The following is a 17137-nucleotide window of genomic DNA, read 5'->3' as shown; positions in this document are numbered from 1 at the left end:
GCTGACGCGGCAAAGCGCTACCTCAGCGCTAAAGATTCAAGCAGGCAGGGCTTCCGCCTCGATGTCGGCGGGTTGTTCCAGCTGAACCCAGAGCGGTGCTGCTCCCGACGCTTTTTCAATCGCCTGCATGCGCGCCGCATGTGCAGCGACTTCTTCGGCGCTGGCGCGAATAACCAAGGTTCCAGCTCTATCGGCAGGCAGACGCCGAATCGGCGTCGCCTGTTGGCGGCCACCGTTTTCAGAATCGGCGCCGTCCCCGGCCAGGGACAGATTGGTCTGCCCGCCCGTCATCGTCAGGAAGACGTCGGCGAGAATTTCCGCATCGAGCAATGCGCCGTGCAGATCACGACCGGAGTTGTCTACGCCGTAACGCTTGCACAACGCGTCGAGGCTGTTGCGCTGCCCTGGATGACGCTCACGGGCCATTAGCAGGGTGTCGAGAATGCTGCAGTGATCGCTCAGCTCGGAGCGATCCTGCTGTCCGAGCAGAGCGAACTCGTTGTTGATGAAGCCGACGTCGAACGCTGCGTTGTGAATGATCAGCTGGGCGCCCTTGATGAATTCGAAGAACTCATCGGCGACATCCTTGAACCGTGGTTTATCGGTCAGGAATTCATTGGTGATGCCGTGGACCGCGATTGCGCCCTCGTCCACTTCACGATCCGGCTGCAGATACACGTGATAATGCCGACCGGTAAGGCGGCGACCGATGACTTCGACACAGCCGATCTCGATGATCCGGTGGCCGTCGGTCACCGGCATGCCAGTAGTTTCGGTATCCAGCACTACGCTACGCATATTTCAACTCACTCAAGCGGTTTGTCGTTTGGCCTGTACTACGCCGCGATTTGCCAGAAGATCGGCGCGCTCGTTACCAGGGTGGCCGGTATGTCCGCGCACCCACTGCCAGCTCACCTGATGACGATTGACCTGCTCATCTAGCAATCGCCATAGATCAGCATTTTTTACCGGCTGCTTGGTAGCTGTCTTCCAGCCGCGCTTCTTCCAGTTGGGCATCCAATCGTTGATACCCTGCATGACATATTGGGAGTCGGTCACCAACCGCACCGGGCATGACCTTTTCAGCTCTTCCAATGCGCGAATCGCCGCCATCAACTCCATACGGTTGTTGGTGGTTTCCGCTTCACCACCCCAAAGCTCACGCTCTACACCTTTATAGATAAGCAGCGCGCCCCAGCCACCCGGCCCCGGATTACCCTTGCAGGCGCCATCGGTGTATATCTCGACTACGTCTTCATTCATGAAGGATGTTCGACCTTACTGTTCGGCATCGCGGCGGCTGACTTTCGCCACCGGCATTGGTAACAGCTGACCCATGCGCTCCCGACGGCTCTGCCGCAGAGGACGCAGCCCCACCATCAGCTTTCGCGCCACCAGCAGGTAGAAACCGCCAGTAGGCATTTGCAGCCGTTGGCCGACGACTTCCAACGCGGATAATCGCGTCTGCCAGACGCTCGAAGAAAGCGGCGGACAATAGCATCCGAACCTGCGTTTCTCCAGTGCGAATCCGAGCAGGTTCAGCCAATCGCCGACGCGTGTGGGGCGGATGCAGCGAGCGTGGTGAAAGGTCTTGCGTGACAGCAGGCGCGCCGCCCCCCAGGCACTCCACGGATTGACCCCGACGATCACCAGATGGCCGCCAGGCCGAACGCTACGAGCTGCTTCGCGCAGCAAGGCATGCGGTGACAGACTGAAATCGAGGCCATGCTGAACCACGACGACATCAGCGGCATGTTCACCGATCGGCCAAGATTGCTCTTCGCAAACGATCTCGACTCCGGGAAGCGGCGGCCCCAGCCGGACACTGCGCTTGATTTTTTGCGACTCGATCGGAGCGCTTGAAAAAGGCCCGTAGTGCACCAGATAACTGCCAAAACAACGCGATAGCTGTTGATCGATCGCCTGCTGCTCCTGCGTCAGCAACTGACGACCCGACGGGCTGTCGAACCAGGCGCTGGCATCGTTCATCAGCGACAGCCAGCGGTCATCCGACTTGGTACAAGACTCACTCATGGTTAGCCTCCGTTCATCGGTTCGGCCGAACCGATAAATGCTACCGGTCGGTTCAACTTTCCAGTTCGACTGCTAGGATGCGCCTTTGCTAATGACTTGGCGACCGGTCCCATGTTGAAAATCGAAGCTCTGCCCGCGTTCATCGACAACTACATATGGCTTCTCCTGGATCCTGAGCAACGTCGCTGCGTAGCGGTGGACCCAGGCGATGCCGCCCCCGTTCAGACGTGGCTGGACGCGCATCCCGACTGGCGTCTGACCGATATATTGATAACCCATCATCACCACGATCATGTGGGCGGGGTGCAGCAACTCAAGGCCCGACATGGAGCCAGGATCTACGGCCCGGTCGCAGAGAATATTCCTGCCCGGGACGAGGCCCTAGTCGACGGACAACGCATCTGCATCCTCGATCACGATCTGGACGTCATCGAGGTGCCCGGCCATACCAGCGGCCATATCGCCTACTATCATCACAACCCTCAGGAGCCTTGGCTGCTGAGTGGCGACACCCTCTTCGCCGCAGGCTGCGGCCGCCTTTTCGAGGGGACGGCAGCCCAGATGTTCAACTCACTAGGACGGTTGGCAGCGCTGCCGGCGCAAACACGCGTTTATTGCACGCACGAATACACCTTGAGCAATTTGCGCTTTGCCCAAGCGGTCGAGCCGGGCAATCCGGCGATTGCCGAGCGCCTCGAACGAGTCGCCCAGATGCGTGAGGCGAAACGCATCACCCTCCCCTCCGATCTACGCACCGAGCAAGCCACAAATCCCTTCCTGCGTAGCGCCGAGCCGGCCGTGGCCGCTGCGGCAAGCCAGCACGCTGGGCGCGAACTTGCCACAGCAGAAGCCGTTTTCGCAGCCCTGCGCGCTTGGAAAGATAGCTTCTGACGGAGTCGACCACTCCCCAAAAACAGGTTCGTCGGGTTGACCCACCGGAACGGCATTCCTACACTCCCCCGAATTTGCGCCAAGGGAACCCTTCAGCCAATGCCGTCTGACTCTTCGAACAGCCCTCATCCGGACGCCTTGGCAGCCTCCGGCCGGGCCCTGGCGCTAGCAATCTGTCTCGCTATTACGGGCTGCCAGAGCACCGCGCCGCGTGCGCCGACCGGCAGCGATATCCAGACGCGAGCGGTGCCACAGGTACAAGAAACGCTGTGGCTCACCCAGGCGCCTGCCGTACCGACGCATTCCGACGTTTGGGATCGCATCAGACATGGGTTCAAGCTCCAAGATTATCTGGGCAGCAATCCGCGTATCGAGCAGCAGCGCCTCCTGTTCTCCAGCCGGACGAACTCCATCGAGATCGCCAGCGAGCGAGGCAGCCCCTACATCCACTACATCGTCGAGCAACTGGAAGAGCGTGACATGCCACTCGAGTTGGCACTACTGCCGATAATCGAGAGCGCCTATAACCCGTTCGCTTACTCTCCCGCCAAGGCGATGGGTCTATGGCAGTTCATTCCCGCAACTGGCCGGCACTTTAACCTGCAGCAAACCAGCTGGTATGACGGCAGGCGCGACATTACCGCCTCCACCGCCGCAGCGTTGCGCTACCTGACCTACCTGCATGGCCTGTTCAACGACGACTGGCTGCTGGCCCTGGCGGCCTACAACGCAGGCGAAGGAACCGTCAGCCGAGCGATCGAGCGCAACCAGAAACTCGGCTTGCCGACCGACTACTGGAATCTACCTCTGCCCCAAGAAACGCGCGATTACGTGCCTAAACTGCTGGCGCTTTCGCAGATGGTGCAAAGCCCCGAGGCATACGGCCTCAATCTGAACCCGATCGCCAACGAACCCTACTTCGAAGTCGTCGCACTCAAGCAACGCATGGATCTCGCGAGAGTCGCCGAAATGGCGGACATGGAGGAAGACGAGATCTACCAGTTGAATCCAGCATTTACCCGCCGCATCACACTTGATGGGCCGCAGCACCTCCTGGTCCCGAGTGACAAGGTCGAGATGTTCTCGGCCAACCTGGCATTGATGAAGCCACAGGATTTGGTCGACTGGCAGCAGTACAAGGTGCGCCCCGGCGACACGCTCGGAGTGATCGCCAACAGGCATCGCCTCTCTGTCAATATCATTCGGGACATTAACCGTCTTCGAAGTGACCGCTTGCAAATCGGGCAAGTGCTGAGCATTCCTCAATCGGTTGCTATAGGGCAGTCTCGAGAACTGCTGCATGCCGTTGCGAGAAGCCAGCCAGCTCCGCGCAGCTACCGAGTCCGCAAGGGCGACAATCTCTGGGATATCGCCAAGACGCAGAACGTCTCGGTAGGTGACCTGCAGCGCTGGAACAACTTATCGGGAAGCAATATCAAGGTGGGCCAGGCGCTATTTCTGCAGGCAGCCGGCAGCAATCAGCGCGCCAAACCCGCACCGACTTATTACAAAGTCAAAAAAGGTGATTCGCTCTACGAAATCGCCAAGCGGTTCAACGTTCAGATCAATAATCTGAAGATTTGGAATCCCAGGGATAGCGCGATGCTCAAACCGGGGCAGACCCTTACCTTATACCTATCTCAATAAGGCATGGCAGGCGCGCCTTTTCAGCCGCGTCTGCTCAGCGCCTCGAGGCAGCGTCCGGCCAGTTGGGCGAATCGTTGAAAAGCCACGAACTGCTCATGTTTCAACGCTCGGCCGGAAATCCGGCTATCCGCGTAGAGCACACCGATTTCACGCGTACCCGCCATGATCGGTGCAATGAAGAACATGCCCTTGCCCAACTGCTGCCGAAGCGGCAATGTGACCAATTCATCGAGCTTGTAGCTTGCCGGCACGCCCATCCATAGCGGCTGACGTTGACGAAGCACGTAACTGAATATGTGCGTCTGGATCGACAGCTCGATAGGCAGGACGAAGGTTTCGAGCCAAGGCTGCGTCTGTTCCCCAACGACGCATTTTGCACGAAACGTCGTTTGTCGATCCGCAAGAACAGTCAGCATCACGCGCTCCAACCCGGCGCCCTCATGCAAACCTTTGAGTAACGCATCGAGGATCAACGCGACGTCGCCCTTGCCGGACGCCATCATCCCGAGATCCTGCATGGTCTGCTGCATCAACAGCAGATTTGGTTGCAAGTGGCTCGTTCTACGCTGCGCCTGCTGCAGCCGCACTTGTTCGGGGTCGGTTGATGGGATCAGCTTGCTTAATCGACTGGCGCCGAAGGTCGTCGCGATCTTGACCGCTTCATCGGCGCTCGCAAAGATTTGCTGCATCGCATCCGCTTCGGATATGCCGCAAAACTCGGCCAGCTCACTGACCAACTCCTCCATTCCGGGACTGCCCCATCCGTCCAGCGCAGCCGCGCTGATGCGCACCCCCAGGCTGATCGAATGCACGGCTGGATCCCGCAAATTAGCTGAACCATGAGCCAGGCTGGCGAGCTCTCCGATATTCCAGCTTTTGATCATGCCGAGATTCAACTGGCGGAAACTGGTGCCGAGCACGTCTTCAACCGCCTGCTCATGATCAGTGTCGCGGGCCGCCAGAGCCTCTGCGAGCTCATCGGCCTGCACACCACCGCACCCCCAGAAGGCAAGCTCGCCGACCTCATGCAGCAACGCCGCGATGAACACTTCTTCCTCATGTTTCGCCAGTACGTAACCGGCAATATTGCGCGCCTGCACCGCAGCGTGAAACGACCGTGCCAACAGTTCCTGCAGCTGCTGGCGCGGCGCGCGATCCATCAGCCCATCGATGAGACTGACTGAGAGACTGATCGAACGGACGTTATCGAAGCCGATCATGACGATCGCGCGAGAAATGGTCTTGATGGTTTCCTGTGACGGGTTGTAATAGCTGCTATTACCAACCCGAAGCACCTTGGCCGTCAGCGCGGCGTCGCGCAGCAGAACGTCGGCAAGTTGTTGCACGGAGGCATGCTGCTGCCCCGTAAGGCGCTGCAGCTCCTGCACGACCGTCGCCAATGCCGGTAACTCGGACTGGTTCAAGCGGTCTATCCATGCCTGCAAACCGTAGCTAGTTTCACTCAAGATTTTGCGACCTCACCGAGGGTCTGTTGACGTTTCGTCGCGAGCCGCGTTGCTGCGCCAAATGGCGCCAGGCCAGGCGCGGGACGCAGGTAATGGTTGCTCCCTTGCCAAGTCCCGCAACGCCGCATGGCGCCATCTGCCGCGCAACCCTTCGGGCCGGGCCTGTTTTGGCGCGATGCGGCGTTTCTCGTCGCTTATTTGGAACGACCAAACTTCACTCCTCGTGCCTTGCTTCGCGCCAAAACAGGCTTCGGCGCGGCCGCGAACGAAACGTCAACAGACCCTAACGCCACGGCAGCTATAGCGGGCAGTGTGCCCAGATGGCCGGCCTTTTTCCAGCGGATACAAGCTGTTACTGTAGCCGGCCGAAAAGACCGAAAGCGCCATGGATCGGATTCACCGTTTGATGCGACCCATCCTATTGTTATTGAGCTGCCTGGGATTTAGCTTTCCGTCGTTCGCGACCATCAGCGAGAGCCACGGTTATGCCCAGTTCGGCACCCTCAAGTATGCGAAAGACTTCACCCACTTCGACTGGGTGAATCCCGATGCCCCGAAGGGGGGCCGTGTACGATTAATGGCTTCAGGCACGTTCGACACGCTCAACCCCTACACTTTCAAAGGGACCAGCCCGGCCGCGACGCCAGGGTTCTTCCAATATGGCATCAGTGAGCTGAACGAACCGTTGATGGTGGGAACGGGCGTTTATGATCCTTCCGGCGATGAGTCTGCTTCGGCCTACGGGCTTATCGCCGAAACCATCGAGTACAGCGACAACCATAGCTGGGTGGTATTCAATCTGCGCGATTCGGCTCGCTTTCATGATGGCCAACCGATCACGGCTTATGACGTAGCCTTTTCCTATCGTTTGCTGGTCAAGGATGGTCATCCGCGCTTTCGCACCGACCTGCAAGGCATCGAGCGCGTCGACATACTCAACCGCCACCGGATTCGCTTCGTATTCGACAAGCCCGGCAATCCGCTGCTGATCATGCGCCTCGGCGAACTACCGGTACTGCCGCAACATTATTGGAAAGACCGCGATTTCCGCGCCACGACGTTCGAGCCACCACTGGGTAGCGGCCCTTACCGCATCAGCGAGGTGCAACCGGGACGCCGGGTAACCTTCGAGCGGGTGAAGGACTGGTGGGGCGCGGAGCTTCCAGCCAACCGCGGCAAATACAATTTCAACCGTGTCGACGTCGAGTTCTATCGAGACAGCACGGTTGCATTCGAAGCTTTCAAGGTCGGCGAATTCGACTTCTACATCGAGCATCAGGCGAAGAACTGGGCCAACGGTTACCAGTTTCCCGCTGTTCTGCGCGGTGACGTGATCCGCGCTGAAATCCCGCATCAGATCCCCACCCAGACGCAGGCGCTGTTCATGAACGGGCGCAGGCAGACCTTTGCCGACATCAGGATTCGTCAGGCCTTGGGCATGATGTTCGATTTTGAATGGACCAACCGCGCGCTGTTCTATGGCGCTTATCAGCGCAGCGAAAGCTACTATCCGAACAGCGACTTCGCGGCGACCGGCACACCGAAAGGAGGTGAATGGTTGCTGTTGTCGCCTTTCCGCGACCAGTTGCCCGCCGAACTATTCACCGAGCCCTACGAACTGCCGAAAACGGACGGGCGCGGTATTCCACGCGACACCTTGCGCGAAGCGCTCAACCTACTCAATCAAGCTGGCTGGAAACTGACGGCTGATGGTCTTCGCGACCACGCAGGCCGCGCTTTCCAGTTCGAGATTCTGCTCGTCAATCCGCGACTAGAGCGCATTCTTCAGCCTTACGTGGAAAATATGGCTCGCATTGGCATACAGGCTCGCTTGCGTACCGTTGATAGTGCGCAGTATAAGCAGCGCCTGGATCAATACGACTACGACATGATTCTGACAACGCTGGGTCAGAGCCTCAGCCCTGGCCTCGAACAGTGGCTGTATTTCCACTCCAGCCAGGTGAACGTCAAAGGTGGCCGCAATTACGCCGGCATCGCCAACCCATTGATCGATGAGCTGATCGGCAAATTGCTGGCGGCCAAAACCAGAGAAGAGCAGATCGCCGCCGCGCGCGCCATCGACCGCGTTTTGCTCTGGAATCACTACACCATCCCCAACTGGTACATCAGTTACCACCGCCTGGCGTACCGCAATCGGTTCGCCCATGTCACCACGCCGCCGTACACTCTCGGGTTGCGTGCCTGGTGGCTGAAGGATCTGGAGAAGGCTCAATGACAAGAAACATACGATTACCGATCCTGCATACGGGAATCCTTGCCGTGTTATGCCTTCTGGGCGTTGCCCAAGCGGCGCCCCGGCATGCATTGACGCTGTACGACGAGCCGGCCAAGTATCCCGCTGACTTCTCTCACTTCGATTACGTCAACCCCAATGCGCCCAAGGGCGGCACCCTACGACAGGCAGGCTTCGGCGGTTTCGATTCGCTCAACCCTTTCATCAATAAAGGCGTCGCTGCGGACGACATCGGCCTGATCTACGACACCCTGACGACCAGCAGCCTGGATGAACCTTTCACGGTTTACGGCCTGCTGGCAGAAAAGATCGAAAAGGGCCCGAACAATGAGTGGGTTCGCTTCCATCTACGGCCCGAAGCGCGCTTTCACGACGGCGAGCCGGTTGAGGCGGAAGATGTCGTATTTACCTTCGAGACGCTGATAAGCCAGGGCGCGCCGCACTACCGTGGCTATTACGCCGACGTAGAGAAAGCCGTGGCCGAAAGCCCACGCCGCGTGCGTTTCGACTTCAAGCATGGCGGCAACCGCGAACTGCCGCTGATTCTCGGACAATTACCGGTCCTGCCGAAGCACTGGTGGGCCGAACGGGACTTCACCTCCGGCAGCATGGAGCCGCCGCTAGGCAGTGGCCCCTATCGAATCGAACGCGCGGAAGCTGGACGCTCGGTGCGCTACGCCCGTGTCGAGGACTATTGGGGCAAGGACTTGGCCGTCAACCGCGGCTTTTACAACTTCGACCATGTGCACCACGATTACTACCGCGACAACACGGTAGCGCTACAGGCCTTCAAGGCCGGACATTTCGATTACTGGCTGGAAACCAGCGCGAAGAGCTGGGCGACCGCCTACGATACCGACGCGGTCCGAGACGGGCGGATCATTAAGGACGAGATCGCCAATCACAATCCGCAAGGCATGCAGGGCTTCATCTTCAATACTCGCCGACAACACCTTCAAGACATCAGGGTTCGAGAAGCCCTGGCGCTGCTGTTCGATTTCGAATGGACCAATCGCCAGCTGTTCAACGGCGCCTATACCCGCACGACCAGCTACTTCGACAATTCGGAACTCGCCTCCTCGGGCATGCCGAGCGAGAACGAGTTGAGCATTCTCGAACCCCTGCGTGGCCAAATACCCGAAGAGGTGTTCGAAAAACCCTTCGAACTGCCGCAGACCAACGCCGACGGCATGATCCGAGAGCAGCAGCGCCGCGCTTACGAGCTACTCACCGACGCAGGCTGGAAGATTGAAAACGATCGCATGGTGGATGCCGAGGGCAAGCCGGTAAAACTGGAGTTTCTGCTGGTACAGGCCGACTTCGAACGGGTGCTCCTCCCGTACAAGCGCAACCTTGCCGGCCTGGGGATCGAGCTGGAGATCCGCCGGGTCGACGTATCTCAATACATCAACCGGTTGCGCTCGCGCGACTACGACATGATCGTTAGCGGTTTCGGCCAATCCAGCTCTCCGGGCAACGAACAGCGCGAGTACTGGCATTCAGCGAGTGCGGACAATCCCGGCAGCCGCAACTTCATTGGGCTGAAGGACCCAGCCATCGATACGCTGGTGGAAAAGCTGATCGCCGCCGACTCGCGTGAAGAGCTGATCACCCGCACCCGCGCATTGGATCGCGTACTGCTTTGGGGGCACTACGTGATTCCGAACTGGCACATCAAGACCTGGCGTGTGGCGTACTGGAATCATCTGGCTCACCCCGAAACGACACCTCGTTACGATATTGGCCTGATGACTTGGTGGCACAAGCCCAACGTCGACAGCCCCGATCCGCAAGAGCCCATCACAGAATCAGACGCCAGCGACTCCACCCGAGCAGCGGAGCGATAGGCATGCTGGCGTACATTTTCCGGCGTCTGCTGCTGATCATTCCCACCCTGTTCGGCATCCTGCTGATCAACTTCATCATTATCCAGGCCTCGCCTGGGGGGCCGGTCGAGCAGGCGATCGCCAAACTCGAAGGGTTCGAAGGCGCGACGAGCCGCATTGCAGGCGGTGGCTCCGAAGTGGCTACCGGCAGCAATAGCTATCGGGGCGCGCAAGGGCTAGACCCGGACCTGATCGCCGAGATCGAACGTCTGTACGGCTTCGACAAACCGGCACCGGAACGTTTCTGGATCATGCTCAGCAACTATCTGCGCCTGGATTTCGGCGAAAGCTTCTTCCGTGACGCCAAGGTGACCGATCTGATCATCGAAAAGATGCCGGTGTCGATCTCGCTGGGGCTATGGAGCACGCTGATCATGTATCTGGCGTCGATACCGCTGGGTATCGCCAAGGCGACTCGTCATGGCAGCCCTTTCGATGTCTGGACCAGTTCGGCGATTATCATCGGCTATGCGATACCGGCATTTCTGTTCGCCATCCTGCTGATCGTGCTGTTTGCCGGTGGCAGCTACTGGAACTGGTTTCCGTTGCGAGGGCTGTCTTCGGGCAATTTCGATGAGCTGACGCTGGGCGGCAAGATTCTCGACTACTTCTGGCACTTGGCGCTTCCGGTCACGGCTCTGGTCATCGGCAACTTCGCGACCCTGACCCTGCTGACGAAAAATAGCTTTCTCGACGAAATCAACAAGCAGTACGTGATCACGGCACGAGCCAAGGGCCTGAGCAAGAATCGCGTTCTCTACGGCCATGTCTTTCGCAACGCAATGCTGATCATCATCGCGGGTTTTCCAGCAGCCTTCATCGGTATGTTCTTCACCGGTTCGCTGTTGATCGAAGTGATCTTCTCGCTCGACGGCCTTGGCCTGCTCAGCTTCGAAGCCGCCATCAACCGCGACTATCCCGTCGTGTTCGGCACCCTCTTCCTGTTCACCCTCCTCGGCTTGGTGGTCAAGCTGATCGGTGATCTGACCTACACACTGGTCGATCCGCGAATCGATTTCGAAAGCAGGGAGGCCTGAGATGCAGCTGTCGCCGCTGAATCAGCGCCGCTTCGCCCTGTTCAAAGCCCACAAACGCGGCTGGTGGTCGCTGTGGATATTTCTCACCCTGTTCGTGCTGAGTCTCGGAGCCGAGCTGATTGCCAACGACAAGCCGATCGTGGTGCGCTTCGACGGCGGCTGGTATTTCCCCGTATTCGAACGCTATCCGGAGACGGTGTTCGGCGGCGAATTCCCGCTGCAGGCCGATTACAAGGGGCCGTACATTCAGGAGCTGATCGAAAAGAAGGACGGCTGGATGATCTGGCCACCGATTCCATTCCATCACTCCAGCATCAATTACGACCTTCAGGTGCCTGCGCCCGCCCCGCCATCTTGGAGTAACTGGCTGGGTACCGATGATCAGGGCCGCGACGTATTGGCCCGGATCATCTACGGTTTCCGCATCTCGGTATTGTTCGCGCTGACCCTGACGCTGATCAGTTCGGTGATAGGCGTCGTAGCCGGTGCGTTGCAGGGCTTCTACGGCGGCTGGGTGGATCTCGTCGGTCAGCGGGTCCTGGAAATCTGGTCCGGATTGCCGGTGCTCTATCTGCTCATCATCCTTGCGAGCTTCGTGCAGCCGAATTTCTGGTGGTTGCTTGGCATCATGCTGCTGTTTTCCTGGATGAGCCTGGTCGATGTCGTGCGCGCCGAGTTCTTGCGTGGACGCAACCTCGAATACGTCCGCGCTGCACGGGCGTTGGGCATGCGCAACGGCGCAATCATGTTCCGTCACATCCTTCCGAATGCGATGGTGTCGACCATGACCTTCATGCCGTTCATCCTGACCGGAGCAATTGGCACGCTAACCGCGTTGGACTTCCTTGGCTTCGGCCTGCCGCCTGGTGCCCCATCGCTGGGCGAACTGGTCGCGCAAGGCAAGGCGAATCTGCAGGCGCCTTGGCTTGGCATCAGTGCATTCATGGTGTTGGCCGTCATGCTGACTCTGCTGGTATTCATCGGCGAGGCCGCTCGCGATGCCTTCGATCCAAGGAAATAGCATGGCTGAGAATCTGATAGAGGTCCGCGATCTGGCCGTCGAGTTCGCCACCGGGGACCGGGTTCAGCGGGTCGTAGAAGGTGTTAGCTTCGATATCCGCAAGGGCGAGACCCTGGCACTGGTGGGTGAAAGCGGTTCCGGCAAGTCCGTCACGGCTCATTCGATCCTGCGCCTGCTGCCCTACCCGCTCGCCCAACATCCAGCCGGTGAAATCCGCTACTCCGGTGAAGACCTGCTCAAGGCAACCGAAAAACGCATGCGTGGCATACGTGGCGACCGCATCGCCATGGTGTTCCAGGAGCCGATGACATCGCTGAATCCGCTGCATACCGTTGGCAAGCAGATCAATGAAGTGCTGCAGATTCACAAGGGCCTCAACGGCAAAGCCGCCACGGCACGCACCCTCGAGCTTCTCGAACTGGTCGGCATTCCAGAACCTGCCAAGCGTATTCGTGCCTATCCGCACGAACTGTCAGGCGGTCAGCGTCAACGTGTGGTGATCGCCATGGCGCTGGCGAACGAACCCGAACTGCTCATCGCCGATGAACCGACCACAGCGCTGGACGTAACGGTCCAGTTGAAAATCCTGGAGCTGCTCAAGGATCTGCAGGCACGCCTGGGCATGGCGCTGTTGCTGATCAGCCATGATCTAAACCTCGTTCGCCGAATCGCTCATCGTGTATGTGTCATGCAGAGCGGTCGCGTCGTCGAACAAGCGCATTGCGAAGAATTGTTTCGTTCGCCACAGCACCCCTATACCCGGGAGCTACTTGCGGCGGAGCCGAGCGGCGGTCCGGTAACAGTTGAAGCACCATCGCCGACGCTGCTGGAAGTGAATAATCTGCGCGTCTGGTTCCCTATCAAGAAGGGGTTATTCAGGCACACCGTCGATCACATCAAAGCGGTTGATGGCGTCACCTTCAGCTTGCCTAAGGGCCAGACGCTGGGCATCGTCGGGGAAAGCGGCTCGGGGAAATCTACGTTGGGGCTTGCAATCCTGCGGCTGCTAGCCAGCAATGGCGAAATCCGGTTTCAGGGTCAAGCACTGGAGAAGATGTCGCAACGTTTGGTACGTCCGTTGCGGCGTCAAATGCAGGTCGTATTTCAAGATCCATTCGGTAGCCTCAGTCCCCGAATGTCGGTCGGCCAGATTGTTGGCGAAGGGCTTGGCATTCATGGAATGGGCAATGCGGAGGAACAGGCGCAGGCAATCATCGATGCGCTGGTCGAGGTTGGGCTCGACCCGGAGAGCCGCCACCGCTATCCCCACGAATTCTCGGGGGGCCAGCGGCAGCGTATCGCGATAGCCAGAGCCCTGGTGCTCAAGCCGGAGCTGATCCTGCTCGATGAGCCAACCTCAGCGCTGGATAGAACCGTACAGCGGCAAGTCGTGGAGCTACTACGCTCGCTACAGGCCAAGTACAACCTGACCTACCTGTTCATCAGCCACGATCTGGCGGTGGTAAGAGCTCTGAGCCACCAGATGATGGTCGTCAAGCAAGGCAAGGTCGTTGAACAGGGAGTGGCCGAGGCTATCTTCGCCACCCCCCAACATCCATATACACAGCAGTTGCTGGAATCCGCCTTCATGGTGCCAGCGGCTGAACAACCAGAAGAGGGACAAGCACATGGGTTTTCTTACCGGTAAGCGCGTACTGATCGTTGGCGTCGCCAGCAAATTGTCGATCGCCTCGGGTATCGCCGCCGCCATGCATCGCGAAGGCGCTGAGCTGGCTTTTACCTATCAGAACGAAAAGCTCAAGGGGCGCGTCGAAGAGTTCGCCGCCGGCTGGGGCTCAGGTCCGGAGCTGTGCTTCCCCTGCGACGTCGCCAATGACGATGAAATCGTCCGGGTCTTTGAAGAGCTAGGCAAGAAGTGGGACGGCCTGGACGGCATCGTTCACTCGGTCGGGTTTGCACCAGGCGATCAGCTCGACGGCGACTTCACCGATGTCACCACTCGCGATGGCTTCAAGATCGCTCACGACATCAGCGCCTATAGCCTGGTCGCCCTGGCCAAGGCCGGTCGCCCGATGATGAAGGGCCGTAACGGCGCCATCCTCACCCTCTCCTACCTGGGCGCCGAGCGCACCATGCCTAACTACAACGTCATGGGCATGGCCAAGGCCAGTCTTGAAGCAGGCGTTCGTTACCTAGCCGGTAGCCTCGGCCCAGAGGGCACCCGCGTCAACGCCGTATCCGCAGGCCCGATCCGCACCTTGGCGGCATCTGGCATCAAAAGCTTCCGCAAGATGCTGGCAGCCAACGAGAAGCAGACACCGCTGCGTCGCAACGTCACCATCGAAGAAGTGGGTAATGCCGGCGCGTTCCTCTGCTCGGATCTCGCTTCCGGTATCAGTGGTGAAATTCTCTACGTCGACGGTGGCTTCAATACCACCGCAATGGGTGCGATCGAAGACTGAACCAGCGCCCATAAAAAACCCGCACCAAGTGCGGGTTTTTTTGCGCCTAAGTGAATCGAATTAGAAGGTTTCGATGTCAGCGTTGGCGTGCAGCATCTGCCGGTAGGCAGCAAAATCCTGCTGACCACTACGCGAAGCAAGGAAACGGCGATAGCTTTGCTTGTCTTCCTCCGACAGTTCAGCGTTCGGCTCGCTGACTCCGCTTAGACGAACGACTACAAAGTCCCCACCGGGAAGCCGGACGCTGCCGTAAGTCGGCGTTTCATTCGTCTCCGGCTTCGGCATCCGGAACACCTGCTGAAGCACTGCCGGATCAACGCCTTCCTGATTGCGCGAAGCAGCCTCTACCGGCTGCCATTGCTGCTCAGCCTGCACGCCTTCACGCAGACTGGCAACCAGCGACTCGCCTGCCTCACGCGCCTGCTCAGCCGCTTTGCTGCGCTGCAGTTGAGCGACGATGTCGCCTTTCACCACATCGAACGGCTGCACTTCCGGTTGTAGATGCTCTTTCACACGCACCGCAACAACGGTGTCCGGATCCAGTTCGATGACACCGCTGTTGGCACCATCTATCAGAACCTCTTCGCTGAACGCCGCCTGGATAACCTGCCTATTGGCTGCAACACCACTGCCGCCGCCCTCACGTCCGAACGCCTCGGTCGTATGTACGGACAAGCCTAGCTCCTGAGCCGGCTGGGCCAGATCGGACGACTCGAACGCGGTATCTTCCAACAGCTTGGCTGCCTCTACGAAACGCTGCTCGACCTGCTGCACCTTGAGCTCACGAACCAGCTCCGGTTGCATGCTTTCCAGCGTAGGGACTTCAGGTGACTGCACACCCAACAGCTTGATCAGATGCCAGCCAAAGTCAGACCGGACCGGAGCTGATACCTGTCCTTCTTCGAGCGCATACAGCGCTTCCTCAAACGCGGGGTCATAGACCCCCTGACCGGCGAAGCCCAGATCGCCCCCTTCAGTGGCCGAACCCGGGTCGTCGGAGGTTTCCTTGGCCAATGCCGCGAAATCCTCACCAGCGGCCACGCGCTTGGCAATTTCGTCGATCTTCGCCTTGGCCTCAGCGTCGCTGGAGTTATCGGCCTCGATCAGAATATGCGCCGCACGGCGCTGCTCGGCAAGATTGGCGATGCGCTGCTGATAGAGATTCGCCACTTGCTCGTCCGAGACATCGACCTGATCGAAGAACGACTCCTTCTTCAGCTCGACGTACTGAAGAACGACCTGCTCAGGCGAGAGGAAACGATCCGTGTTCTGCTCGTAGTACTCTCGCGCCTCATCGTCACTGACTTCAATCACGGTCGTATCTGCCGGCACGGTAATAGTGGCGAAATCGCGAGTTTGCTGCTCCAGTCGAGCAAAGGCTTCGATCTGATCATCCGTGACGAAACCGGAACCAGAGATACCGGCACGCAGCTGCCCAATGAGCATTTCCTGCTTCAGCAGCTCGCGAAACTGGAATCGGGTATAGCCCATCTGCTGAATGACCTGATCGAACCGTGACGCGTTGAAAACGCCGTCGACGAGAAACTCAGGTGTCTGCAGTATCAGCTGATCGAGCGCAGCCTCGGAGAAGGCGAAATCGGCTTCATGAATGCCTTGTAACAAAAGCGCACGATCAATCAGCGCTTGCAGAGATGATTCGCGGACTAACTTGTCGTCCAGCAGCGAAGGGTCGAAGTTACCGCCCAACTGCTGGGTCAGCTGTCGGCGCTGCATGTTCATTGCCTGGTTGAGCTCATCCTGCGAGATTTCTTCGCCATTGACCTCCGCGGCCGTTCGGCTGTTGCCCGCGCTATTGAAGATGGCCTCGAAGCCTGTAAGCGCCAACAGCACAACGATGATGCCGATGATGGTTTTGGCAATCCAACCTTGTGAATTGTCCCTGATGTTCTGAAGCATGCGTCCCCCAGGAGTCAGCTGCGCAATGATCGTTGCAGCGCGGGTGGAATCCGAATAAAAGAAAGGCGCATCCAGGGATGCGCCTCTTGGAGCTTTGGAGCGGTTGGACCTTATCCCCCAGGCCCGAACGCAACAGGCCGTGCCTGTTCGATTAACCGCTCCAAGCCAGGGCCAGCGCTAACTGACAACTGGCCGGATCGAAAACGCTTAGTTGACAGCGTCTTTTAGAGCTTTGCCGGCTTTGAAACCTGGGATCTTGGCGGCGGCAATGTTGATTGGCTTGCCGGTCTGGGGGTTACGGCCAGTACGGGCGGCGCGTTCCTTGACAGCGAAAGTACCGAAACCAACCAGTACCACTGAATCACCAGCCTTCAGAGCACCAGTGACGGATTCAATCACTGCATCCAGCGCGCGGCCAGCAACAGCTTTCGGGATATCAGCAGATGCAGCGATGGCATCGATCAGTTCCGACTTGTTCACTCTAAGTCCCCTTATTTCTGTTGAGTCGTATCTTTAATTTTTTAGGTGTAAGCAAAGCGGTGTCGAAATAGCGACGACACA

General features: G+C 58.7%; 14 protein-coding genes. 8 read left to right on the top strand and 6 right to left on the bottom strand.

From position 1 onward, the window contains the following. Positions 1-36 precede the first annotated feature (36 nt). From dnaQ to V6943_RS11805, 3 genes are read right to left on the bottom strand one after another with little or no spacing between them, the layout of a single operon-like run. Positions 37-798, bottom strand: coding sequence for a DNA polymerase III subunit epsilon (gene dnaQ, locus V6943_RS11815; RefSeq protein ID WP_197444740.1), 762 nt, complete (start codon positions 796-798; stop codon positions 37-39). 12 nt (positions 799-810) lie between these two features. Then, complete coding sequence (gene rnhA / locus V6943_RS11810) at positions 811-1263, bottom strand: ribonuclease HI (protein ID WP_131648651.1); 453 nt, start codon at positions 1261-1263, stop codon at positions 811-813. A gap of 15 nt (positions 1264-1278) precedes the next feature. Beyond that, on the bottom strand, positions 1279-2034 hold the full coding sequence (locus V6943_RS11805) for a class I SAM-dependent methyltransferase (protein WP_340553567.1): 756 nt from the start codon (positions 2032-2034) through the stop codon (positions 1279-1281). Between the two features lie 111 nt (positions 2035-2145). Between V6943_RS11805 and gloB the strand changes: the two genes are divergently transcribed. Both gloB and V6943_RS11795 read left to right on the top strand, forming a co-directional pair. Next, on the top strand, positions 2146-2925 hold the full coding sequence (gene gloB, locus V6943_RS11800; RefSeq protein ID WP_340553566.1) for a hydroxyacylglutathione hydrolase: 780 nt from the start codon (positions 2146-2148) through the stop codon (positions 2923-2925). A 99-nt stretch (positions 2926-3024) separates the two neighbouring features. Continuing rightward, on the top strand, positions 3025-4572 hold the full coding sequence (locus tag V6943_RS11795) for a LysM peptidoglycan-binding domain-containing protein (RefSeq protein ID WP_340553732.1): 1548 nt from the start codon (positions 3025-3027) through the stop codon (positions 4570-4572). Between the two features lie 20 nt (positions 4573-4592). Here V6943_RS11795 and V6943_RS11790 read toward each other — a convergent pair whose 3' ends face one another. After that, complete coding sequence (locus tag V6943_RS11790; RefSeq protein ID WP_231752136.1) at positions 4593-6038, bottom strand: HDOD domain-containing protein; 1446 nt, start codon at positions 6036-6038, stop codon at positions 4593-4595. Positions 6039-6444: 406 nt separating this feature from the next. On the opposite strand from V6943_RS11790, the gene V6943_RS11785 reads away from it, so the two are divergent. From V6943_RS11785 to fabI, 6 genes are read left to right on the top strand one after another with little or no spacing between them, the layout of a single operon-like run. Next, complete coding sequence (locus V6943_RS11785) at positions 6445-8274, top strand: extracellular solute-binding protein (protein WP_340553565.1); 1830 nt, start codon at positions 6445-6447, stop codon at positions 8272-8274. Next, a complete protein-coding gene (locus V6943_RS11780) occupies positions 8271-10139 on the top strand; it encodes an extracellular solute-binding protein (protein WP_340553564.1) in 1869 nt (622 codons plus the stop codon). Before V6943_RS11785 ends, V6943_RS11780 begins: the two co-directional genes overlap by 4 nt. Before the next feature lie 2 nt (positions 10140-10141). Continuing rightward, positions 10142-11215, top strand: coding sequence for a microcin C ABC transporter permease YejB (locus tag V6943_RS11775; RefSeq protein WP_340553563.1), 1074 nt, complete (start codon positions 10142-10144; stop codon positions 11213-11215). Between the two features lies 1 nt (position 11216). Next, positions 11217-12236 (top strand): ABC transporter permease, encoded by a 1020-nt coding sequence (locus V6943_RS11770; RefSeq protein ID WP_181103786.1) that lies wholly within the window; start codon positions 11217-11219, stop codon positions 12234-12236. Position 12237: 1 nt separating this feature from the next. Further along, positions 12238-13884 (top strand): ABC transporter ATP-binding protein, encoded by a 1647-nt coding sequence (locus V6943_RS11765; RefSeq protein WP_181103789.1) that lies wholly within the window; start codon positions 12238-12240, stop codon positions 13882-13884. Continuing rightward, a complete protein-coding gene (fabI, locus tag V6943_RS11760) occupies positions 13865-14659 on the top strand; it encodes an enoyl-ACP reductase FabI (protein WP_181103792.1) in 795 nt (264 codons plus the stop codon). Before V6943_RS11765 ends, fabI begins: the two co-directional genes overlap by 20 nt. Before the next feature lie 60 nt (positions 14660-14719). On the opposite strand, the gene V6943_RS11755 is transcribed toward fabI, so the two are convergent. Then, a complete protein-coding gene (locus tag V6943_RS11755; protein ID WP_340553562.1) occupies positions 14720-16576 on the bottom strand; it encodes a SurA N-terminal domain-containing protein in 1857 nt (618 codons plus the stop codon). A 207-nt stretch (positions 16577-16783) separates the two neighbouring features. Beyond that, complete coding sequence (gene hupB / locus V6943_RS11750; RefSeq protein ID WP_003282502.1) at positions 16784-17056, bottom strand: nucleoid-associated protein HU-beta; 273 nt, start codon at positions 17054-17056, stop codon at positions 16784-16786. Between the last annotated feature and the right edge of the window lie 81 nt (positions 17057-17137).

It is taken from the genome of Pseudomonas sp. CBC3, from assembly GCF_037967085.1.
Lineage (GTDB): Bacteria > Pseudomonadota > Gammaproteobacteria > Pseudomonadales > Pseudomonadaceae > Stutzerimonas.
This window is presented reverse-complemented; position numbering and strand designations above follow the sequence as displayed.